Below are 22,624 nucleotides of genomic sequence, written 5' to 3'. Positions count from 1 at the left end.
GCGGGGCGGCACCGGATGATAGCCGCTGGCCATGGCGCCGCAGCCAGCACTGGCTGCTAGAATGAGAACAATTCGTATTCAATTGATACCCGTGACCCTCGCCGACCTGCCTCGTCGCACACCCTCCATCGTCGAATCGGTCGACCAGCGCGATGCCGCCGACGGCATCGCCAGACGCCTGCGCGAGCTGGGCTTCGTCGCCGGCGAGGCCGTGGAAGTGGTGGCCCGCGCGCCTTTCGGCGGCGATCCGATCCTGGTCCAGGTCGGCTACACGCGCTTCGCCCTGCGTCGCGCGGAGGCCGCGCGCGTACGCCTGGTCGCCGCATGAGCGCCGCGGACGCCCTCGACGCGCGGCCCTGGCGCCTGGCGCTGGTCGGCAATCCGAACTGCGGCAAGACCGCACTGTTCAACCTGCTCACCGGCAGCCGCCAGAAGGTTGCGAACTACGCCGGCGTGACCGTGGAACGCAAGGAAGGTCGCTTCCGTGGCGACCAGGGTCGCCAATACGTGCTGCTCGACCTGCCCGGGGCCTACAGCCTGCAGCCGGCCAGCCTCGACGAGGCGATCACGCGCGACGTCTGCCGCGGCTTCTATCCCGGCGAGCCGGCCCCGGACCTGCTGGTGTGCGTGGTCGACGCCACCAACCTGCGCCTGCACCTGCGCTTCGCGCTCGAACTGCGCTCGCTCGGCCGGCCGATGGTGCTGGCGGTGAACATGATCGACGTCGCCCGGCGTCGCGGCATCACGGTGGACCTCGAGGCGCTGGAGCGCGAACTCGCCATTCCGGTGGTTGAAACCGTCGCGGTCAGGCACCACGGCGCGCAGGCGCTGCTCGACCGCCTGGACCGCATGCCGGTGCCGCCGGCCGCGCGTGTGGTGGCGGGCGACCCCGCGCCCGACCTGCATGCCGAAACCCGGCGCCTGATCGACGCAGCCATACGCATGCCGCGCCGCACCGCGCGCATCGACGACGCACTCGATCGCTGGTTGCTGCACCCGGTGTTCGGGCTCGTTGCGCTGGCGGTGGTGATGTTCCTGATCTTCCAGGCGGTGTACGCCTGGGCGACGCCGGTGATGGATCTGATCGACACCGGCACCGGGTGGCTGGGCGGGGCGGTCGGCGGCACGCTGCCCGAGGGGCCGCTCAACAGTCTGCTGGTGGACGGGGTGATCGCCGGGCTGGGCGGGGTGATCATCTTCCTGCCGCAGATCCTGGTGCTGTTCGCCTTCATCCTGGCGCTGGAGGAAAGCGGCTACCTGCCGCGCGCGGCGTTCCTGCTCGACCGGCTGATGAAGGGCGCGGGCCTGTCGGGGCGCTCGTTCATCCCGCTGCTGTCGAGCTTCGCCTGCGCGATTCCCGGGATCATGGCCACGCGTTCGATCCAGGATCCGCGCGACCGGCTGGCGACGATCATGGTCGCGCCGCTGATGACCTGTTCGGCGCGCCTGCCGGTGTACGCGCTGCTCATCGGTGCCTTCATCCCCGCGCGCACGGTCTGGGGGCCGATCGGGTTGCAGGGCCTGGTGCTGTTCGGGCTGTACGTCGCGGGCATCGCCAGCGCGCTGCTGGTGTCGTTCGTGATGAAGCGCTGGCGGCGCGACACCTCCGAGCACGCGCTGCTGCTGGAACTGCCGTCCTACCGCGTGCCGCATCCGCGCGACCTCGCCATCGGCCTGTACGAACGCGGGATGATCTTCCTCAAGCGGGTGGGCGGGATCATCTTCGCGCTCACCGTGCTGTTGTGGGTGCTGCTCAACGTACCCGCGCCGCCGCCGGACGCGACGATGCCGGCGATCGACTACAGCCTGGCCGGACGCATCGGCCATGCGCTGGCCGTGGTGTTCGCGCCGCTGGGCTTCAACTGGCAGATCTGCATCGCGCTGATCCCGGGGCTGGCGGCGCGCGAGGTGGCGGTGTCGTCGCTGGCGACGGTCTACGCGCTGTCGGCCGCAGACGACGAGGCCGCGGCGCAGGCGCTCACGCCGATCATCACCGACGGCTGGTCGCTGGCGACCGGGCTGTCGCTGCTGGTCTGGTTCATCTATGCGCCGCAGTGCATCTCCACCTGGGCGACGATCAAGCGCGAGACCAACTCCTGGCGGATCATGGCCGCGAACGCGGCGGGGCTGTTCGCGCTGGCTTACCTGGCGTCGCTGCTGACCTACCAGGTCGCGCGCGCACTGGGCGCGGGCTGACGCCATGCAGACCGGTCTGCTGTTGCAGTACGTGGTCGTGGCCGCCGTGGTCGCGTACAGCGCCTGGTTCGTGGCCCGACGGCAGTTTCCGGACGGCACCCGCCGGATGCGGATCGCGCTCGCAGTGCCGCTGGTGCGCGAGGGCAGGCCCGGCTGGATGCGTGCGCTGGGGCAGCGCCTGGCGCCGGCTGCGATGCCTCGCGATGGCGCTTGCGGCGGCTGCAACGGCTGCAGTTGAGCAGCAGGGCGACCGCGTCGCGATTCCGGGGCGGTGCGTACGGGGAGGTGTCCCTCGTCGTTGTCCCGGATGCGGCCTGCGGCCTTGTCCGGGCTACGGATCCGGCAGGTGCGCCGACGGCGCGACGACTTCGGTCACGGTGTCCGCGACCGCGCCCGACCGGTACGGGGTAGCCCGGATAAGGCCAAAGGCCGCATCCGGGGGCACCTTCCGCCACCTTCCGTCCGGACTCGTCCGCACGCGTCAAACGATCCCGCGTGCCCGGCGACAGCCGAATGCCGAATGCGTCCTGCGCGCCCCTTGACCGGGATGAGGCCGGAGGTGCGTCCGGGATATGCGCCCGGCAAGGCCGGGATCGCCAACGCGCGTCGGCGGCCGAAGCCGCCTTGCCGTGGTGGGCCGGATTGCGTCAGTGGCGCACGCCGCGCTTGTTCGGCGATCGCACCGGCTTGCGCATGTCGCTGGTCGGGGTGACCTCGACCGACAGGTTGAAGGTGCGTTCCTCGCCCGCGAGCATCGCGCCGACGCCGACCACGTGGCGGGCGAGCTCGTTGCCCTCGTCGTCGCGCACAGTCAGCAACACCGAATACTCCCAGGCGCCGCCGTCGGACGGGTGCCGGATCATCCCCTCGACCTGCAGCGCCGTGGTGCTGGGCTGGGGCGCGCCGGGGCCCGTGCGCGGCGTGTCGAAACGCAGGTAGTGCTTGCACGAGGGACAGATGCTCGCGCTTTCGAGGATCGTCGTCTTGCAGTGCGGGCAGGTGCGCGTGGCACCTGCCGTACCCGGCTTCGGGGTGCTCACGTCGCGCTCAGGACGCGACTTCGCGCAGCTCCGTCGCCTCGGCGGCCTTGCCGTTCTTGCGCGGCGCCACGGCCTCGGACGCGTCCCAGCCGCATTCGACATGGCCACGGATCTTGGAGCCGGCGGCCACGGTCAGCGAGCCGGCCTTGACGTCGCCGGTCAGGATCGCCGAGTCCATCAGTTCGACCCGCGCGGCGGATTCGATGTTGCCGTCGAGTTCGCCCGCCACCACCACCTGCTTGGCCTTGACCCCGCCGGTGAGCTTGGCGCCGTTCTCGATGCGCAGGTTGCCCTGCACGTTGACGTCGCCCTTGAACCTGCCGGCGATGCGGACATGGCCGCTGCCCTCGATCTTGCCCTCGATGGTCAGGTCGGCGGCGATCAGCGATTCCTTGGCCGAGGTGTCCGCCTGCACGGCCGGGCGCGGCGGCGCGACCTGGCTGGGATTGAAATCGGCGACGGCGGGCGTCTCGCGCTGCGGGCTCGCAGGCGGCGCGTCGGAGGCGAAGGACGGCTGGTCCTTCTTGGCGGGGGCGTTGTTCTGCGGGCTGAAGATGGCCATCTCGGGGTTCCTCGGGGGCTGGGCAGGAATATGGCCGGCGCGCGCCGGCCGAACGGGGGAATGAGCCTTGGAGCCTAGCACGTGCACACCACCTTCACACTGTGACGAGGCTCACCGAATCCGTTACCCGGCAACCACTTGGCGCATGTTGTTCAATCCGGCCTGATGCAGGCGATCAGCCCTCCGCACCCGTGGGCAGCCAGGCGCGATAGCGGCCGCTGGCGTGCAGCAGCGCCATCAGATGGAGCATGCCGTCGTAGTAGCGATGATGGCCGGTCGGTACCGGCCGCTCCCACAGCGCGCGCACGAAGGCCAGCCGCCGCGGATGGTCGGCCGCGAGCCCGGCCACCGCGTTCATCGCCACCAGCCCGGTGGTCTGGCCGCCGCCGAGCGGCTTGCCGTCGAGCGTGTAGAGGCTGGCGTAGCCCTGCATGCCCTGCGCTTCGAAGAACGCCTGCAGGCGGTTGGACAGTTCCACCTGGCGCGGATCGGCGCGCCACCACGACCAGTCCATCGACCAGTTCATCGCGCTGCGCCAGGCGTCGTAGCGGAAGTCGGCGGAGTCGGGCCGCCACGACGCGGCCCAGGGCGTGCCGTCGAAGTTGCCGTAGTCCGGCGTCAGCGCGGTGCGCGGGTGCGCAGCGGCCACGAAGTAGTCGCGACTGACCTGCGCGGCCTCGCGCCAGAAAGCGCGATCGGCCTCCGGCCCCACGCGCGCCCAGATTTCGTAGAACGCGGGCAGGTGGTAGGACGCATCGGTGTGCGCCGCGTTCACCACGTCCGGCGTGAAACGCACCATTTTCGCGTCGTGGTCGAACAGGTTGGTCGCGGTCATCGTGCCGCGGCTGGTCGGGCCGGTGATCGGCTGCCGGTGCAGCACGTCGTGCAGCAGCCGGTCCGCCTGCGCGCGGTAGTCGTGGATGCCTTCGCCATCGCCCCAGCGTGCCGAGGCGAAGTACAGCGCGGTGATGAAGTATTCCTCGCCGTCGGGCGCGGGCATCTCGTCGATCGGCGTGCCGTCTGTCTTCACCGACCAGGCGAAGTAGCCGTGCGCGGGATGCGCGGGATCGTCGTGATGCATGTGGGTCATCGCCCAGTTCCAGATCGCGTCGAACTCGCGCTTCCGGTCCATTTGCACCGCGATCATCATCCCGTAGGACATGCCTTCCGAGCGCACGTCGTCGTTGTTGACGTCGAGGATGTAGGCCAGCGGGCCATCGTCGTTCCGGCCGGCTTCGTAATACAGCGCCTGCTCCTCCGGATCGCCATGGAACAGCTGCTCGAATGCGTCGGCGACCCTGGCCTCGATCTCCTCGGCGTCGTAGCCCGCGTCCGCGAACAGGTCGGGATAGACGCCGCTGGCGACCGCGCCGAGCGGTGCGGCAGGCGTCCCGTCCGCGTTCCCGGCCACGGGCGCGGCATCGGCGCGGTCGCGAGCGCAGGCCGCCAGGAGCAGGAGGACCAGCGCGAAGAGGATGCGGCGGGGAAACGACATCGGATCGTCGACGGCTCGGGAGGGCAGGCGACGTTAGCAGATGGCGGACGCTGCCGGGCCACGTTCTCGCGTGGACAGGCCGTGCTCCTGCGTGGACAGCCCATGCGCTTGCGGGACAGGCCGTGCTCTCGGGTGGTCAGGCCATGCTTCCGCGTGAGAAAGGCCATGCTCCGGCGTGGCGTGACCGACGCCGGCTGCCTGCGACGACGGACGAAACACTGTCATCCCGAGCGCAGCGAGGGATCTGGCATCCGGTCGCCTGGAAGAAGATCCCTCGCTGCGCTCGGGACGACAGGCAACAGGGTCCACGGGATGACAGGGTCAACGGATGACAGGGATCCACCGGACGAGGGTCAACGGAATGACAGGATCCACGGGCTGACGGGATCCACGGGACGACGAGCCGGGGTGCGCGGGCCATCACGAGCCATCGCGACGCCGGGTACTACATCCGGAACACGCCGAACTTCGCCGGTTCGATCGGCGCGTTGAGCGAGGCGGAGATCCCCAGGCCCAGCACGCGCCGGGTGTCGGCCGGATCGATGATGCCGTCGTCCCACAGCCGCGCGGTCGCGTACCACGGGCTGCCCTGGGACTCGTACTGCTCGCGGATCGGCGCCTTGAACGCTTCCTCGTCCTCCGCGCTCCACTGGCCGCCCTTGCCCTCGATGCCGTCGCGGCGCACCGTCGCCAGCACGCTGGCGGCCTGCTCGCCGCCCATCACGCTGATGCGCGCGTTCGGCCACATCCACAAAAAGCGCGCCCCGTAGGCGCGCCCGCACATCGCGTAGTTGCCGGCACCGAAGCTGCCGCCGATGACCACGGTGAACTTGGGCACGCTCGAGCACGCCACGGCGGTGACCATCTTCGCCCCGTCCTTGGCGATGCCCGCGTTCTCGTACTTGCGGCCGACCATGAACCCGGTGATGTTCTGCAGGAACACCAGCGGGATGCCGCGCTGGTTGCACAGCTCGATGAAGTGCGCGCCCTTGAGCGCGCTTTCGGCGAACAGGATGCCGTTGTTGGCGATGATGCCGACCGGATAGCCGTGCAGGTGCGCGAAACCGGTGACCAGGGTCTTGCCGTAGCGCGCCTTGAACTCGTCCAGCTCGCTGCCGTCGACGATGCGCGCGATCACCTCGCGGATGTCGAACGGCCGCCGCGTGTCCTTCGGAACGATGCCGTACAACTCCCCGGCGGCATACAGCGGCTCGCGCGCTTCGCGCACCGCCAGCGGCACCTGCTTGCGGCGGTTGAGGTGGCCGACGATGCCGCGCGCGATCTCCAGCGCATGGCGGTCGTCCTCGGCGAAGTGGTCGGCCACGCCGGAAACGCTGGTGTGCACCTCCGCGCCGCCGAGCGCCTCGGCATCCACCACCTCGCCGGTCGCCGCCTTCACCAGCGGCGGGCCACCGAGGAAGATCGTGCCCTGTTCCTTCACGATCACGCTCTCGTCGCACATCGCCGGCACGTAGGCGCCGCCGGCGGTGCAACTGCCCATCACCACCGCGACCTGCGGGATGTTCTCCGCCGACAGCCGCGCCTGGTTGTAGAAGATCCGGCCGAAATGTTCTCGATCGGGGAACACCTCGTCCTGCAGAGGCAGGAACGCGCCGCCCGAATCGACCAGGTAGATGCAGGGCAGGCGGTTCTCGCGCGCGATCTCCTGCGCGCGCAGGTGCTTCTTCACCGTCATCGGGAAGTAGGTGCCGCCCTTGACCGTGGCGTCGTTGGCGACCACCACCACCTCGAGGTCCATCACCCGGCCGATGCCGCAGACCATGCCCGCCGCGGGCGCGGCGCCGTCGTACATGTCCTCGGCCGCGAGCGGTGCGATCTCCAGGAACGGCGAGCCGGGGTCGAGCAGGGCGGTGATGCGCTCGCGCGCCGGCAGCTTGCCGCGGCCGGCATGCCTGCCGCGCGCCTGCTCGCCGCCACCGTCGGCCGCGCGCGCCAGGCGCCGGTCGAGTTCCTCCACCAGTGCGCGGTGGTAGGCGGCATTGTCGAGGAACGCCTGCGAACGGGGATCGAGTTGCGAGTTCAGGACCGTCATCGTCGGGCGCGCTGCGAAGGATGCGCAGAGGATACGTGACCGCGTGCGACGCTGCCCGCCACGCCGGCGGCGGCTGGGGAAGGACCGGAAAGGAAAAGGCCCGCGCGAGGCGGGCCCTTCCGGTACGGCATGGCGCGTGCGATCAGTCGCGCGCTTCTTCCTCGACTTCCGCGGCGGCGTCGCTCACGGCGCCGGCGGCATCGGCCGTGGCTTCCTTGGTGGCGTCGGCGGCGTTGTCCATGGCGGCGTCGGCCTCGGCGGCGGCCTGGTCCATGGCGGCGTCGGCTTCGGCAGCGGCTTCCTGGGTGGCGGCGGCGGCGTCGGCAGCAGCCTGCTCGGTGGCGGCAGCGGCGTCGGCGGCGGCCTGTTCGGTGGCGGCGGCAGCGGCGGCGGTGTCTTCCGCGGCGCCTTCGGCGGTGTTCTTGCAGCCGGCGAGGGCGAGCACGCTGGCGGCGGCGAGGACGAGGATCTTCGTATTCAAGGGTTATCTCCGGGTATGCAAGGTAAGGACGGTCGCAGCGGTCGATCCGGCCCCGGAACTCCCCCGTGGCCGCGGCCGCATTGTGCCGAACGCGATGTTAAAAAGAAAAAAAGCCGCCGGCAGGGCCGGCGGCTTCCTTACGACTCGAGCCGGCCCGTGATTACGGGTTGGCTTCTTCTGCAGCGTCTTCGGCGTCGTCCGCGGCGTCTTCCGCGTTCTCCGCCATGTCGGCGGCCGCGTCGGCACCCTCGGAGGTGGTCGCAGCAGCGGCGTCGGCAGCGGCGTCGGCAGCGGCGTCAGCGGCGGCGGCAGCGTCGTCGGCAGCGGTCTGGGCGGTCGCTTCGGTCGCGGTGCCAGCAGCCTCGGCGGCTTCGGTCGCGGCGTCGGCGGCGGAATCGGCCGCGTCTTCAGCGGCGTTCTCGGCCTGCTGCTGGTTGCTGCAGGCGGCCAGGGCGAAGCCCAGAGCCAGCGCGAGCAGAGCCTTGTTGATGGTCATATCGATCTTCCTCGTCTGAAAGGTGGCAACGCGCAAGGTGCGCGCCGCCGACATGATGACAAGCCCATGATCGCTGTCAAGCGGGGGCGCGTGGCTTTTTTGTCAAAAGCGCGTTAACCGTAACACGTGCTTAATGCCTTCACGCCATCTCGACAGCGATCGCCGTCGCTTCCCCGCCGCCGATGCACAGGGTGGCGACGCCGCGCTTGCCGCCCCGGGCCTGCAGCGCATGCAACAGGGTGACCACCAGCCGGGCACCGCTCGCGCCGATCGGATGGCCGAGCGCGGTGGCGCCGCCATTGACGTTGATCTTCCCGTGGGCGATGCCGAGTTCGCGCATCGGCGCCATCGCCACCACCGAGAACGCTTCGTTGACCTCGAACAGGTCGACCTCGTCGACCGTCCAGCCGACCTTGTCGAGCAGGTTGCGGATCGCGCTCACCGGCGCAGTGGTGAACCACTCGGGTTCCTGCGAGAACGTCGCGTGGCCGACGATGCGTGCAATCGGCTTCAGCCCCAGCCTGGAAGCATTCTCCGCGCTGGTGAGGATGGTCGCCGCGGCGCCGTCGGAGATGCTCGACGAGCTGGCGGCCGTCACCGTGCCGTCCTTGCGGAATGCGCCGCGCAGGGTCGGGATCTTGGCGATGTCGGACTTGCCCGGCTGCTCGTCGGTATCGACTTCCACCTCGCCCTTGCGGGTCACCACCTTGACCGGGACGATCTCGGCCTTGAACGCGCCCGAGGCGATCGCCGCCTGCGCGCGCGTGACCGATTCGATGGTGTAGGCGTCCTGCTCCTCGCGGGTGAAGCCGTACTTGTCGGCGGTGGCCTCGGCGAACACGCCCATGGACTGGCCGTCGTAGGGGTTGGTCAGGCCGTCCCAGGCCATGTGGTCGACCAGCTTGGCATCGCCGTAGCGCAGGCCCGGCCGCGCCGAGACCATGTGCGGCGCATTGGTCATCGACTCCATCCCGCCGGCGACCACCACGCTGGCCGAACCGGCCTTGATCAGGTCGTGGCCCAGCATGATCGCCTTCATGCCCGAACCGCAGACCTTGTTGATCGTGGTGCAGCCGGTCGACTTCGGCAGGCCGGCGGCCAGCGAGGCCTGGCGCGCGGGCGCCTGGCCGAGGTTGGCCGGCAGCACGCAGCCCATGATCACTTCCGAGACCTCCCCGGGCGCGATGCCGGCGTGTTCGAGCGCGCCGCGGATCGCGGTGGCACCGAGGGTGGGCGTGGGCACGCCGGTGAACTGGCCGAGCATGGAACCGATGGCGGTGCGCTTGGCACCGACGATGACGACGTCGCTCACGGGGGACTCCGGGGATGCGTGGGGCCCTGGATTATCGCGTTCGTGACCGGTGCCGGCAAACGCGCCCGCCCGGGGCAGCGCAACGGCAGCCGGGCGCGTGTAGAGTCCGGGAGTGCGCCGTGGACGGCGCGGGACATGCAATGGAGGCGGGAATGTCGAAGCGGGACCTGGGAGCCGTATCGCGCCTGACGGTGGCGCTCTGGATCGGGCTGGCGCTGGGCGCCTGCGGCGGAGGCGGCGGCGCGACGCGCCCCGATCCCCCGCCGCTGGCCCCGCCTCCCATCCCGCCGCCGGAGCCGCCGCCCGGCCCGCCGGTGGTCGAGGACCCCAATCCCGACTTCAGCCACCACCTGACCTGGACCGGCGCCGATGCCGCGCAGGAAGCAGGCTGGAGCGGCGAGGGCATCCGCATCGGCGTGATCGACAGCGGCGTCAACCGCGACCATCCCGCGCTCGCCGGGCGGGTCGTGGACAACCTGACGTACATCGACCCCAACGCCAACGACCTGTCCGTCGACGACGTCGTCGGCCACGGCACCGCGGTGGCGCAGATCATCGCCGGGCAGGCGTTCGGGCAGTGGCCCGGCGGCGTCGCGCCGGGCGCGGAGATCGTCTCGGCGCGGATCATCAGCGACGAGCCGCCCGAGGACGACGGCAGCGGCGAAGGCAACGAGGTCGATGGCGCGCTGGGCCTGGCGCCGATCCACGCCGATCTGATCGACCGCGACGTGCGCATCATGAACAACTCCTGGGGCGGCCTGTACTGGACCAACCCGGCCGCCACCGCGGAGATCGCCGCCGAGTACCGGCCCTTCATCGTCGAACACGGCGGCCTGGTGGTGTTCTCCGCCGGCAACTCCGGCTTCGACGATCCCTCCGACATGTCGGCCCTGCCGAGCCAGCGGGGCACCGGCGGCAGCCTGCCCGCCGGGGACCTCGAGCGCGGCTGGCTGGCGGTGGCGGCGCTGGATGCCGAATCGCCGACAACCCTGGCCGAGTACTCCAACGCCTGCGGGGTGGCGATGGACTACTGTCTCGCCGCCCCGGGCACGGTGATCGCGACCGGCACCGACGATCCCCCCGACGATCCGGAGTACTGGCGCTGGTCGGGCACCTCGTTCGCCGCGCCGATCGTCTCCGGCGCCGCCGCGCTGGTGTGGGAGGCGTTTCCCTACTTCGACAACGACCTGGTGCGGCAGACCCTGCTCGGCACCGCGACCGACATCGGCGCACCCGGCGTGGACGAGGTGTTCGGCCATGGCGCGGTCGACATCGAGGCCGCGGTGCGCGGCCCGGCCAGGCTGGACTGGGGCGACCTCACGGTCGATTTCGACGGCATCGAGTCGACCTGGGGCAATGCGCTGGCCGGGGAGGGTGCCCTGGTCAAGCGCGGCAGCGGCACGCTGGTGCTGGGCGAGTCCGCGGGCAACGCCGGCGGACTGCGCGTGGAGCAGGGCGCGCTGCTCGCCGAACGCGACGTGTCCGGCAGCGTCACGGTCGCTCGCCAGGGCACCTTCGGCCTGGGCGACGGCGTCGCCGGTGACGTGCACAACGCCGGCCGGGTGGAGCTGCTGGCGCACGAGGCGGGCGGTTCGGTCACCGCGTCGACGGTCGGTGGCGACTACAACCACGATGCCGGCGCGGTGCTGGGCATCGCGCTCGGCCAGGTGCTGCAGGTGTCGGGTCGGGTCGAACTCGACGGCGGGGAACTGCATGTCCTCGGCGTGAAGGACGGCTACACCGCCGGCGCACGGGAACAGGTCCTGGCCGCGACGATGGGCCTGACCGGCACGTTCGACACCCTGACCTGGTCCAGTTCCCTGTTCCTCGACGCCAGCATCGACTACGACGCATTCGACGCCTGGCTCGAGATCGAGCGGATCGATGTCGCGGCCGCCGCCAGGTCGCTGTCGCGGATCCGCCCGGCGGGCGTGTCGGCCGCGCAGCGCGTGGAAACCGCGTTCGACGCCATCGATGCGAGCGATGCCGGCGGCCGCTCCGGCGACGTCGGCGACGAGTTCCGTCGCGTCGCGGGCGCCTTCCAGCAGCTCGGCGACGAGGCCACCGCCGTCGCCGCCCTCGACAGCCTCTCCGGCGAATCGCATGCGCTGGCGACCACGCTCACCTTCGATGCGGCCGACATGGCCCGGCGCGCACTGTCCTCACGCCTGGGCGCGCTGCAGCCGGGCCTGGCGCAGGCCGGGGCATGGACGCAGTCGCTGGGCGTGCGCGGCGCGGGCGTGGGCATGGCCGGCGGCGGATTCCAGCTCGACGGCTGGGTGCTGGGTCGCGATCTCGCGCTCGGCGACGGGCTGCTGGCCGGCTTCGCGTTCGGCGAGACCCGCGCCGACGACTGGGTCGGCGGCAACCGCGACCGCAGCCGCGACCGCCAGACCCGGGCCTCGCTGTACGTCGCCCGCGTTTCGGCCGGCGGCTATGCGCTGGCGCAGGCCAGCAGCGGCCGCTTCGACCGGGACATCGAGCGCCAGCTGTTCGACGGCGAGGCCGAACGCGCGGGCGTATTCACCGGCTACACGGGCGACGTGGAGAGCCTGGGCCTCGAGGCCGGGCGCCAGCTGCACTTCGGCGATGGGTGGGAGCTCACGCCTTACCTCGGCGCCGACCACGTGCGCGTCTCGCACGACGGTTTCGAGGAATGGGGCAGCGGCTACGCCCTGCGCACGCACGCGGCGACGCTGCAGCGCACGCAGGCGACGGCCGGGTTGCGCGCGGCGTTCGACTGGCGCGGCGCGCGGCTGCATGCGTATTCCGAGTGGCAGCAGACGCTGGCGACGGGCGGCTTCGACGTCGACGCCAGCTTCGTCGGCCTCGACAGCTGGTCGCCGCTGCCGCTCGCCGCGGCCGCGAAGTCGGGCGGGCTGTTCGGCATCGGCGTGCAGGCACCGCTGGGTCGCAGCGGCTCGCTCTCGCTCGGCCTCGACCAGCGCTTCGGCCCGCGCGGCGACGAGCGCATGGGGTCGCTGCGCTACGCGATCGGGTTCTGAGCGCCCGGAACGCGGCGCGGGCGTCCGTCCGCGCCGCGTCGGCGCCTACGTTCGCGTGCCTCGCGGATGTCCCCTTGTCATTCCGACCCTCTCCTTGTCATTTCGACCGAAGGGAGAAATCCCGGCGAGTGCATCGGCACCACCACGTAGCCCGGATAAGGCCGTAGGCCGCATCCGGGATGTGGGGTCGGCTGCGACGAGAGGTGGTTTTCCCGGGTGCGCTTCGCTTACCCGGGCTACGGAAGTCGCTGCGCTCTGGATGACCGGAGGAACGAAATGCAGGTCCAGCGATCGTAGCCAGGCGCCGCGCTGCGGCCGATCAGTGATTCCCCGCGAACAGCTCCCGCCCGATCAGCATCCGCCGGATCTCGTTGGTGCCGGCGCCGATCGCGTACAGCTTCGCATCGCGCAGGATCCGCCCGGTCGCGTACTCGTTGATGTAGCCATTGCCGCCCAGCGCCTGGATCGCCTCCAGCGCCACCTGCACCGCGGCGTCGCTCGCATGCAGCAGGCAGCTCGCGGCATCGATGCGCGAGCGATGGCCGGCGTCGTAGTCGCGCGCCACCTGGTAGGCGAAGGCGCGGCTCGACTGCAGCGCGGTGTACATGTCGGCGACCTTGGCCTGCATGATCCCGAAGCTGCCGATCGGCTGGCCGAACTGGCGGCGGTCGCGCACGTAGGGCAGGGTGATGTCGAGCGCGGCCTGCATCAGCCCCAGCGGCCCGCCGCTGAGCACCAGACGCTCGGTGTTGAGCCCGCTCATCAGCACCTTGACGCCGTTGTTGACCTCGCCCAGCACGTTCTCCGCGGGGATCTCGCAATCCTTGAACACCAGCTCGCAGGTGTTGGAACCGCGCATGCCCAGCTTGTCGAGCTTCTGCGCGGTGGAAAACCCCTTGAAGCCGCGCTCGACGATGAAGGCGGTCATGCACTTGCTGCCCAGCTCGCGGCTGGCGGTGCGCATGTACACCACCAGCACGTCGGCCTCGGGGCCGTTGGTGATCCACATCTTGTTGCCGTTGGCGATCCAGGTATCGCCCTTGAGTTCGGCGCGGCAGGACATCGAGCCGACCACGTCCGAGCCCGCGCCCGGCTCGCTCATCGCCAGCGCGCCCTTCCACTCGCCGCTGCACAGCTTCGGCAGGTACTTCTCGCGCTGCGCCTGGTTGCCGTTGGCGTAGAGGTTCGACACGCACAGGTTGGAATGCGCGCCGTAGCTCAGGCCCACCGAGCCGGAGGCGCGCGAGATCTCCTCCATCGCCACCAGATGGGCGAGGTAACCCATCTCGCTGCCGCCGAACTCGCCCGGCACGGTCATGCCCAGCAGGCCCAGCTCGCCGAGCTTGGCCCACAGTTCCTGCGGGAAGGCGTTCTGTTCGTCGATCGCGGCCGCGCGCGGCGCGATCTCGGCCTCGGCGAAGCGGCGCACCGCCTCGCGCAGGCTGTCGATGTCCTCGCCGAGGGGGAAAGTCCGCATGCCGCGCTCCGTCTGGATTGGTTTCACATGCTACAACGCGACCGCGCCGGCCGCGCCGCCTCCTGCAACCCCCACGTAGCCCGGATAAGGCCGAAGGCCGCATCCGGGGTGTCGGGGCGGTCGCGACGAATGGGGGCCCCGGGTGCGCTCCGCTTACCCGGGCTACGGAACGCGCCTTTGGCGTGCCCTCATCCGCCCCTTCGGGGCACCTTCTCCCGTGGAACGGGAGAAGGGACAGCCGCGTAGCCCGGATAAGGCCGAAGGCCGCATCCGGGATGTCGGGTCGGTCGCGACGAATGGGGAAGCCCCGGGTGCGCTCCGCTTACCCGGGCTACGGAACGCGCCTTTGGCGTGCCCTCATCCGCCCCTTCGGGGCACCTTCTCCCGTGGAACGGGAGAAGGGACAGCCGCGTAGCCCGGATAAGGCCTAAGGCCGCATCCGGGGTGTCGGGTCGGTTGCGACGAATGGGGGCCCCGGGTGCGCTTCGCTTACCCGGGCTACGGAACGCGCCTTGCGTGCCCTCATCCGCCCCTTCGGGGCACCTTCTCCCGTGGAACGGGAGAAGTGACAGCCGCGTAGCCCGGATAAGGCCGAAGGCCGCATCCGGGATGTCGGGTCGGTCGCGACGAATGGGGAAGCCCCGGGTGCGCTCCGCTTACCCGGGCTACGGAACGCGCCTTTGGCGTGCCCTCATCCGCCCCTTCGGGGCACCTTCTCCCGTGGAACGGGAGAAGGGACAGCCGCGTAGCCCGGATAAGGCCGAAGGCCGCATCCGGGGTGTCGGGTCGGTTGCGACGAATGGGGAAGCCCCGGGTGCGCTTCGCTTACCCGGGCTACGGAACGCGCCTTTGGCGTGCCCTCATCCGCCCCTTCGGGGCACCTTCTCCCGCGAAACGGGAGAAGGGAGAGCGGGTTCGCCGCGCACCTTCCACCCCCGAATGGCATGCCCGCGAGAAGCCACGTAGCCCGGATAAGGCCGCAGGCCGCATCCGGGATGTGGGATCGGCCGCGACGAAAGGTGGGCTTCCCGGGTGCGCTTCGCTTACCCGGGCTACGGACCGTCGGGGCGACGCCGGGCGTCAGAGCCCGCGCACGCGGCCCTGGAAGCGTGGAGTGCTGCGGCCCATCGGTAGCTTGAGCTTGCCGATCGTCTGGATGCGTTCCTCGGCCAGGCGGTCGGCGGCCTGGTAGGTCGGGATCCGGTCGCGCTCGGCGATCTCGAAGATGCGCGCGAGGTTGTGGTAGATCGTGCGCATCATCCGCATCGCGCGCTCGCGGTTGTAGCCGTCGATCTCGAGCGAGATGTTCATCACCCCGCCCGCGTTCACCGCGTAATCGGGCGCGTACAGGATGCCGCGCTTGGCGATCTCGTCGCCGATCGCGTTGTTGGCCAGCTGGTTGTTCGCCGCGCCGCAGATCACCTTCGCCTTCAGCCGCGGCAGGGTGTTCTCGTTGACCGTCCCGCCCAGCGCGCACGGCGAATACACGTCGGCCGGCACGTCGTAGATCTCGTCCAGCCCCACCGCCGTGGCGCCGAGTTCGCTGACCGCGCGCTCGACCAGCTCCTGGTTGATGTCGGTGACGAAGAGTTTCGCGCCGCGCTCCTTGAGCAGCTTCGCGAACTCCATGCCCACGTGCCCCAGGCCCTGCACCGCGTAGGCGTACTTGCCGATGTCCTCGTCGCCGAACTTGCGGTTCAGCGCCGCCATCAGGCCCTGCAGCGTGCCGTAGGCGGTGAACGGCGACGGGTCGCCCGAGCCGCCGTGCACCTGGTGCACGCCGGTGACGAACTGGGTCTCGCGGTACACGTACTCCATGTCGTTGACGTCGATGCCCACGTCCTCGGCGGTGATGTAGCGCCCGCCCTGCGAATCGACGAACTGCCCGAACGCGCGGAACAGCGCCTCGGACTTGTCCTTGGCCGGATCGCCGATGATCACCGCCTTGCCGCCGCCCAGGTTCAGGCCGGCCACCGCGTTCTTGTAGGTCATGCCGCGCGACAGCCGCAGCACGTCGTTGAGCGCGTCCTGCTCGGTCTTGTACGGCCACATCCGGGTCCCGCCCAGGGCCGGGCCCAGCACGGTGTTGTGGATCGCGATGATGGCCTTCAGGCCCACGTCCGGGTTGTGGCAGAACACGACCTGTTCGTGGCCGTAGGTCTCGAGCTGTTCGAAAATCATGGATAAAACTCCGTCGAGGGGCGCCGCGCGTGCTCCGTGCGGGGCCTCTGATCAGGTGGCAAGTGATTGATTCGGAAGGAATGTGGCCCGGAAGCGGGCACGGCTGGCGTGACAGGCGCGGCATTCTACGCCCCTCGTTCGCGAATTGCCCGTGACCCCGGTTTCGCCGCCCCGGCCGAGCCCTACAGCTGCGACTCCACCGGCAGCCAGCCCACCACCCGCGCCAGCCCGCGTTCCCACAGCGAGGTCTCCGGCTCGTGCTCCAGCACCACCGGCTGCTTCGCGGCGCGGTCGAGCCAGCGCGTGCGGCCTTCGCCGTCCAGGTACACCCAGTAACTGTGGTTCGGGCCCGCCAGGCGCAGGTATTCCTCGCGCAGCGCCACCGCCAGCCCCGGGTCGTCGAACAGCACGCCCATCTCGGTGTTGAGCTCGATCGAGCGCGGGTCGATGTTGAACGAACCGATGAAGCCATGGCGGTCGTCGACCACGAAGGCCTTGGTGTGCAGGCTGGCGCCGCTGCTGCCGAACAGGCTGGCGTCCGAGTCCGTCGCCTGCGGGCGCATCTCGTACAGCTTCACTCCGGTCTTGAGCAACGCCTCGCGGTAGTTGGCATAGCCGCCATGTACCGCCAGCACGTCGTTGGCGGCCAGCGAGTTGGTGATCACGCCCACGTGCGCGCCGCGCTGGCGCACCAGCGTCGCGAGCGCGGCCACGCCCTCGTCGCCCGGCACGAAGTAGGGCGAGACCAGCAGCGCCTTGTGCTCGGTCTGGCGCAGCAGCCCGATCAGTTCCACCACCAGGCCGTCGACCCGCGTCTCGGTCTTCCACTTCAGCGGCGGATCCGACAGCACCCGGATGTGTTCGGTCCAGTACGGCGTGAGTTCCTGCGCGAAGTACATGCGCACGCTCGGCGACAGGTCCACCTGGTCGAGGTAGCGCCGCGCCAGCTCGCTGCCGGCCTCCTCCTTGATCGAGGCCAGCACCGATTCCAGTGTGCGCCGCGACTTGCGGTTGAGCTGCGCGATCGGCACCACCGCCTCGCTGTTCCAGAAGTCGTCGAAGATCGCGCTGGCCTGTTCCACCGCCGGGCCGAACAGCAGCACGTCGAGGTCGCGGAAGTTGGTTTCCTCGTGCGCGCCGAAGTACTCCAGCCCGATGTTGCGCCCGCCCACCACCGCCGCCCGCCCGTCGGCGATCCAGGCCTTGTTGTGCATGCGGTAGGTGACGCTGAACATGCGTTGCACCATCTCCAGCACGCGCGCCACGCCGTCGCGGTTGCGGAACGGGTTGTAGACGCGGATCTCGATGTTCTCGTGCGCGTCCAGCGCCAGCAGCGCCGCGTCCTTGCCGGAGGTGTTGATGTCGTCGAGCAGCATGCGCACCCGCACGCCGCGTTCGGCCGCCTTCCAGGCCTCGTACATCAGCAGGTGGCCGGTGAGGTCGTCGTGCCAGATGTAGTACTGCAGGTCGAGGCTGCGCCCCGCCTGTCGCGCCGAGATCGCACGCGCCGCGAACGCATCCAGCCCGTCGGGCAGCATGATCGTGCCGGTCCTGCCCGGATTGCGCGCCAGCAGCGGTTCGAGCTCGCGGTCGAGCGAGGTCTGCCCCGGCACGATCGGCAGCGCATGGCCCTTGTCGCCGGTGGCCGGCGGCATCAGGTGGTCGGCCAGCAGCACGCCGCTGAGCACCAGCGCCACCAGCGAGAACAGGCCCCAGGCCACGATGCGCTTGACGCGCTGCTTCACGGTGAGCGGCGGCCGTTTCGGGCGCCGCGCGCGCGGCGAACGTTTCGAGGATGGGCTACGGGTCATGCCGGCCAGTTTGGCATTTCGGCCGGCGGGTGGGGGCGTAGCCCGGGTAAGCAACGCGCACCCGGGGCCCCGCACGAAAGATCCACGCCACCGCCGGCCCTCACCCCAACCCTCTCCCGCAAGCGGGAGAGGGAGCGGAGGCGCGGGAGAGGAAAGGGAGGGGGAAAGGGAAAGGGAGAGGGAGAGGGAGCAGGCGCGCAAACGGGAGCAGAAGCGACCCGCTCCTCCCTTCTCCCGCTTGCGGGAGAAGGTGCCCCGAAGGGGCGGATGAGGGCGCGCCGAAGGCGCGACCCGTAGCCCGGGTAAGCGAAGCGCACCCGGGACGCCCATTCGTCGCAACCGAACCCACACCCCGGATGCGGCCTTTGGCCTTATCCGGGCTACGAAGGGCGTAAACCGCGCCGCGCTACAATCGGTTCCAACTGAAATCAAGCCGGACCCGCGCCATGGCCACGCCAGCCGACCGCCTCCCCGAAGCCAGGCCCGACACCTCCCCGCTGCGCTTCGTCACCGCCGCCAGCCTGTTCGACGGCCACGACGCCGCCATCAACATCATGCGTCGCCTGATCCAGGCCCAGGGCGCCGAAGTGGTGCACCTGGGCCACAACCGCAGCGTCGAGGACGTCGTGCGCGCCGCCCTGCAGGAAGACGCCGACGCCATCGCCCTGTCCAGCTACCAGGGCGGCCACGTCGAATACTTCAAGTACATGGTCGACATGCTGCGCGAACGCGGCGCCGGCCACATCCGCGTCTTCGGCGGCGGCGGCGGCACCATCACCCCCGAGGAGATCCGCGAACTCGAAGCCTACGGCGTCGAACGCATCTACCACCCCAACGACGGCATGAAGATGGGGCTGGTGGAGATGATTGGCGATGTCATCGCGCGCACTGCGCGCAATGACCGGGATTCGGGATTCGGGAGTCGGGATTCGAAACAGCCGAGGCCGGCGATCGAAGACGAGATCGCGATCGGCCGCATGCTCTCGGCCATCGAGGACGGCGTCTTCTCCGAGGCCGAACTTGCCCTGATGCGCAAGGGCTGGTCCGCCCAGCGCTCTTCCGAATCCCGAATCCCGACTCCCGATTCCCGCCCGATCACGCCAGTGATCGGGATCACAGGCACCGGCGGCGCCGGCAAGAGTTCCGTCACCGACGAACTGCTCAACCGCTTCCTCGCCAGCTTCCCGAAGATGCGCATCGCCGTGATCAGCGTCGACCCCACCCGCCGCCGCAGCGGTGGCGCGCTGCTGGGCGACCGGATCCGCATGAATTCGCTGCGCTCGCACCGCGTCTACATGCGCTCGATGGCCACCCGCCGTCAGAACGTCGCCACCAACGCCGTGCTGAAGGACTGCATCGCCTTCCTCAAGGGCCTGGGCTTCGACCTGGTGATCGTCGAAACCGCCGGCATCGGCCAGAGCGATTCGGAGATCGTCGACCTCGTCGACTTCCCCATCTACGTGATGACCAGCGACTACGGCGCCGCCAGCCAGCTCGAGAAGATCGACATGATCGACTTCGCCGAGCTGATCGTGCTCAACAAGTACGACAAGCGCGGCGCCGAAGACGCCCTGCGCGACGTGCGCAAACAGTGGAAGCGCAACCGCACCGCCTTCCAGACGGCGGACGAGGACGTGCCGGCGTATCCCACCATCGCCAGCCAGTTCAACGATCCCGGCATCAGCTGGATGTTCGTGAATCTTTGCCGCCTGCTGGCGGCGAAGATGGGAATGGGGAAGGGGGAAGACCAGCCTTCGGGAACGGGGACTGGAGACGACCAGCCTGCCGCTGTAGAAGAGCGTGCAGGATCGAGGACGCGCGAGGCCGTGCGCTGCAACTGGCAGCCGCAGCTCGACACCTCCCTCAAGGAACCCCGCGCCACCGTCCTGATCCCTGGCGCCCGCGTGCGTTATCTGGCCGAGATCGCCGAGCAGGGCAGGGCGATCAACGCCTCAATCGAAAAACAGGCCGAAGCCGCCGATCGCGCCCAGTCGTTCTGGCAGTCCCTCAAGGAACTCGAGGACCCGAAGCTCCCCAAGGCCCTCGACCTCTACGACGCCAACGACCTCCTTCCCCCGCAGGGTCGGAATTCCCTTCCCCCGCTTGCGGGAGAAGGTGCCCAAAGGGCGGATGAGGGCGCTCTTGCCGCCGAACCAAAAGCCCCTCACCCCAACCCTCTCCCGCAAGCGGGAGAGGGGGCAGAAACCGCCGCCACCCCAAACCCTGTCATCCCGAGCGAAGCGAGGGATCTACCTTCCGCCGCCGCAAAAGCAGATTCCTCGGCTTCGCCTCGGAATGACAACGTGGGTGGCGGTCATTCCACGCCAGTCCACGTGAGTGGCGGAAACCCAGCCGAATCCAGAGCCCCAGCCCCAGCCGCAGCCGTATCTACCCTTCTCCCGCTTGCGGGAGAAGGTGCCCGAAGGGCGGATGAGGGCGCTCTTCCCCCGGACCGCACCCTCCTGACCCTCCGCCAACGCTACAACGACGCTGTCCAGGCCCTCACCCCCGAAAACCTCCGCAACCTCCGCGAGTGGCCCGCCCGCCTCAAATCCATCACCGACGACGTCACCGAATACGAAGTCCGCGGCAGGAAGATCCGCGTCGAAAACTACCGCGACTCCTTAAGCCACCAGAAAATCCCCAAGATCGCCGCCCCCACCTACAAGAGCTGGGGCGAACTGCTCACCTTCCTGGGCAAGGAGAACCTGCCCGGCAGCTACCCCTACACCGGCGGCGTCTACCCCTACCGCCGCACCGGCGAAGACCCCATCCGCATGTTCGCCGGCGAAGGCACGCCCGAGCGCACCAACCGCCGCTTCCATTACCTGAGTGCCGGCCAGCCCGCCGCGCGCCTGTCCACCGCCTTCGACAGCGTGACCCTCTACGGCGAAGACCCGGCCGAGCGCCCCGACATCTTCGGCAAGATCGGCAACTCCGGCGTCAACATCCCCACGCTGGACGACATGAAGAAGCTCTACTCCGGCTTCGACCTGTGCGCGCCCACCACCAGCGTGTCGATGACCATCAACGGCCCGGCGCCGATCATCCTCGCGCTGTTCATGAACACCGCCGTCGACCAGCAGATCGAGAAACACCTCAAGGCCGACGACGCCCGCTGGAACGAAGCCCAGCAGAAGATCGACGCGTTCTTCCAGGGCAGGCCGCGCCCGCAGTACCACGGCGACCTCCCGCCCACCAACGACGGCCTCGGCCTCGCCTTCCTCGGCATGACCGGCGACCAACTGGTCGATGCGGACACCTACGCCCGCATCAAGGCCGAGACCCTCGCCACCGTGCGCGGCACCGTCCAGGCCGACATCCTCAAAGAAGACCAGGCCCAGAACACTTGCATCTTCAGCACCGAGTTCGCCCTGCGCATGATGGGCGACATCCAGCAGTACTTCGTCGACCACAAGGTGCGCAACTTCTACTCGGTGTCCATCTCCGGCTACCACATCGCCGAGGCCGGGGCGAACCCGATCAGCCAGCTCGCCTTCACCCTGAGCAACGGCTTCACCATCGTCGAGTACTACCTCGCGCGCGGCATGAAGATCGACGACTTCGCGCCCAACCTGAGCTTCTTCTTCTCCAACGGCATGGACCCGGAGTACACCGTCATCGGCCGCGTCGCCCGCCGCATCTGGGCGCGCGCCATGCGCGAGCGCTACGGTGCCGGCAGCCGCAGCCAGATGATGAAGTACCACATCCAGACCAGCGGCCGCAGCCTGCACGCGCAGGAGATCCAGTTCAACGACATCCGCACCACGCTGCAGGCCCTGTACGCCCTGTTCGACAACTGCAACAGCCTGCACACCAACGCCTTCGACGAGGCCATCACCACGCCCACCGAAGACAGCGTGCGCCGCGCCGTGGCCATCCAGATGATCATCAACAAGGAGCTGGGGCTGAACTTCTGCGAGAACCCCTGGCAGGGCAGCTTCATCGTCGACCAGCTCACCGACCTGGTGGAAGAGGCCGTGTACAGGGAGTTCGAAGCCATCAGCGAGCGCGGCGGCGTGCTGGGCGCCATGGACACCATGTACCAGCGCGGCAAGATCCAGGAAGAGTCGCTGTACTACGAGCACAAGAAGCACGACGGCAGCCTGCCGCTGGTGGGCGTGAACACCTTCCTGCCCAAGGAACACGCGGGCGAGGTGGCCACCGAGATCGAGCTGATCCGCTCAACGCCGGAAGAAAAGGCCCAGCAGATTAGTAACGTCAGAAACTGGCAGCACGGCCGCAACCCGCTGGCGCCCGAAGGCGAAACCCTGCACGCCCACGTGGTGGAAGACGACGCAGCCGCCGCCACCGAGCCCCACGACGGCCACGGACTGGCGTATCTTCAGGACACGGCGCGGCGGCGGGGGAATGTGTTCGCGGCGCTGATGGACGCGGTGAAGACGCATAGCCTGGGGCAGATCAGCCATGCGTTGTATGACGTGGGTGGGGAGTATCGGCGGAATATGTAGGGAATAGGCATCCTCACTCGGTCTCATAGAGAGTTCGTTCGTC

General features: G+C 69.4%; 15 protein-coding genes. 5 read left to right on the top strand and 10 right to left on the bottom strand.

The genetic code is table 11. The features are described from left to right. Positions 1-91 precede the first annotated feature (91 nt). The 3 genes from FZO89_RS01050 to FZO89_RS01040 are packed head-to-tail and all read left to right on the top strand — an operon-like array spanning position 92 to position 2,434. On the top strand, positions 92-328 hold the full coding sequence (locus tag FZO89_RS01050) for a FeoA family protein (RefSeq protein ID WP_149101529.1): 237 nt from the start codon (positions 92-94) through the stop codon (positions 326-328). Continuing rightward, positions 325-2,196: a ferrous iron transporter B gene (gene feoB / locus FZO89_RS01045; protein WP_149101528.1), complete on the top strand. Its 1,872-nt coding sequence runs from the start codon at positions 325-327 to the stop codon at positions 2,194-2,196. The genes FZO89_RS01050 and feoB overlap by 4 nt, the downstream gene beginning before the upstream one ends. Before the next feature lie 4 nt (positions 2,197-2,200). Beyond that, a complete protein-coding gene (locus FZO89_RS01040) occupies positions 2,201-2,434 on the top strand; it encodes a DUF6587 family protein (protein ID WP_149101527.1) in 234 nt (77 codons plus the stop codon). A 409-nt stretch (positions 2,435-2,843) separates the two neighbouring features. Here FZO89_RS01040 and FZO89_RS01035 read toward each other — a convergent pair whose 3' ends face one another. From FZO89_RS01035 to FZO89_RS01010, 7 genes are all read right to left on the bottom strand, one after another. Continuing rightward, positions 2,844-3,236, bottom strand: a complete 393-nt coding sequence (locus FZO89_RS01035) for a hypothetical protein (protein WP_149101526.1) — start codon at positions 3,234-3,236, stop codon at positions 2,844-2,846. Positions 3,237-3,243: 7 nt separating this feature from the next. Beyond that, a complete protein-coding gene (locus tag FZO89_RS01030; RefSeq protein ID WP_149101525.1) occupies positions 3,244-3,798 on the bottom strand; it encodes a bactofilin family protein in 555 nt (184 codons plus the stop codon). A gap of 175 nt (positions 3,799-3,973) precedes the next feature. After that, positions 3,974-5,293, bottom strand: coding sequence for a family 8 glycosyl hydrolase (locus tag FZO89_RS01025; protein WP_149101524.1), 1,320 nt, complete (start codon positions 5,291-5,293; stop codon positions 3,974-3,976). A gap of 445 nt (positions 5,294-5,738) precedes the next feature. Then, positions 5,739-7,346, bottom strand: coding sequence for a carboxyl transferase domain-containing protein (locus FZO89_RS01020; RefSeq protein ID WP_149101523.1), 1,608 nt, complete (start codon positions 7,344-7,346; stop codon positions 5,739-5,741). 142 nt (positions 7,347-7,488) lie between these two features. Further along, positions 7,489-7,827: a hypothetical protein gene (locus FZO89_RS01015; RefSeq protein WP_149101522.1), complete on the bottom strand. Its 339-nt coding sequence runs from the start codon at positions 7,825-7,827 to the stop codon at positions 7,489-7,491. A 160-nt stretch (positions 7,828-7,987) separates the two neighbouring features. Continuing rightward, positions 7,988-8,323: a hypothetical protein gene (locus FZO89_RS18420; RefSeq protein WP_187470995.1), complete on the bottom strand. Its 336-nt coding sequence runs from the start codon at positions 8,321-8,323 to the stop codon at positions 7,988-7,990. Positions 8,324-8,462: 139 nt separating this feature from the next. After that, positions 8,463-9,635 carry a thiolase family protein gene (locus tag FZO89_RS01010; protein ID WP_149101521.1) on the bottom strand — a complete coding sequence of 391 codons (1,173 nt, stop codon included), beginning with the start codon at positions 9,633-9,635 and terminating at the stop codon, positions 8,463-8,465. A 152-nt stretch (positions 9,636-9,787) separates the two neighbouring features. On the opposite strand from FZO89_RS01010, the gene FZO89_RS01005 reads away from it, so the two are divergent. Beyond that, the gene (locus tag FZO89_RS01005; RefSeq protein ID WP_149101520.1) at positions 9,788-12,640 is read left to right on the top strand and encodes a S8 family serine peptidase; all 2,853 of its coding nucleotides are present in this window, start codon (positions 9,788-9,790) and stop codon (positions 12,638-12,640) included. A 319-nt stretch (positions 12,641-12,959) separates the two neighbouring features. Here the strand turns inward: FZO89_RS01005 and FZO89_RS01000 are convergent, their stop codons facing one another. From FZO89_RS01000 to FZO89_RS00990, 3 genes are all read right to left on the bottom strand, one after another. Then, a complete protein-coding gene (locus FZO89_RS01000; protein ID WP_149101519.1) occupies positions 12,960-14,117 on the bottom strand; it encodes an isovaleryl-CoA dehydrogenase in 1,158 nt (385 codons plus the stop codon). A gap of 1,080 nt (positions 14,118-15,197) precedes the next feature. Then, positions 15,198-16,298, bottom strand: a complete 1,101-nt coding sequence (locus FZO89_RS00995; RefSeq protein ID WP_149101518.1) for a Glu/Leu/Phe/Val dehydrogenase dimerization domain-containing protein — start codon at positions 16,296-16,298, stop codon at positions 15,198-15,200. Between the two features lie 182 nt (positions 16,299-16,480). Then, positions 16,481-18,109 carry a phospholipase D family protein gene (locus FZO89_RS00990; protein WP_149101517.1) on the bottom strand — a complete coding sequence of 543 codons (1,629 nt, stop codon included), beginning with the start codon at positions 18,107-18,109 and terminating at the stop codon, positions 16,481-16,483. 446 nt (positions 18,110-18,555) lie between these two features. Here FZO89_RS00990 and FZO89_RS00985 point away from each other — a divergent pair, with 446 nt between their 5' ends. Then, on the top strand, positions 18,556-22,581 hold the full coding sequence (locus FZO89_RS00985; RefSeq protein ID WP_149101516.1) for a methylmalonyl-CoA mutase family protein: 4,026 nt from the start codon (positions 18,556-18,558) through the stop codon (positions 22,579-22,581). The last annotated feature ends 43 nt before the right edge of the window (positions 22,582-22,624 follow it).

The organism is Luteimonas viscosa (assembly GCF_008244685.1).
GTDB lineage: Bacteria > Pseudomonadota > Gammaproteobacteria > Xanthomonadales > Xanthomonadaceae > Luteimonas > Luteimonas viscosa.
This window is presented reverse-complemented; position numbering and strand designations above follow the sequence as displayed.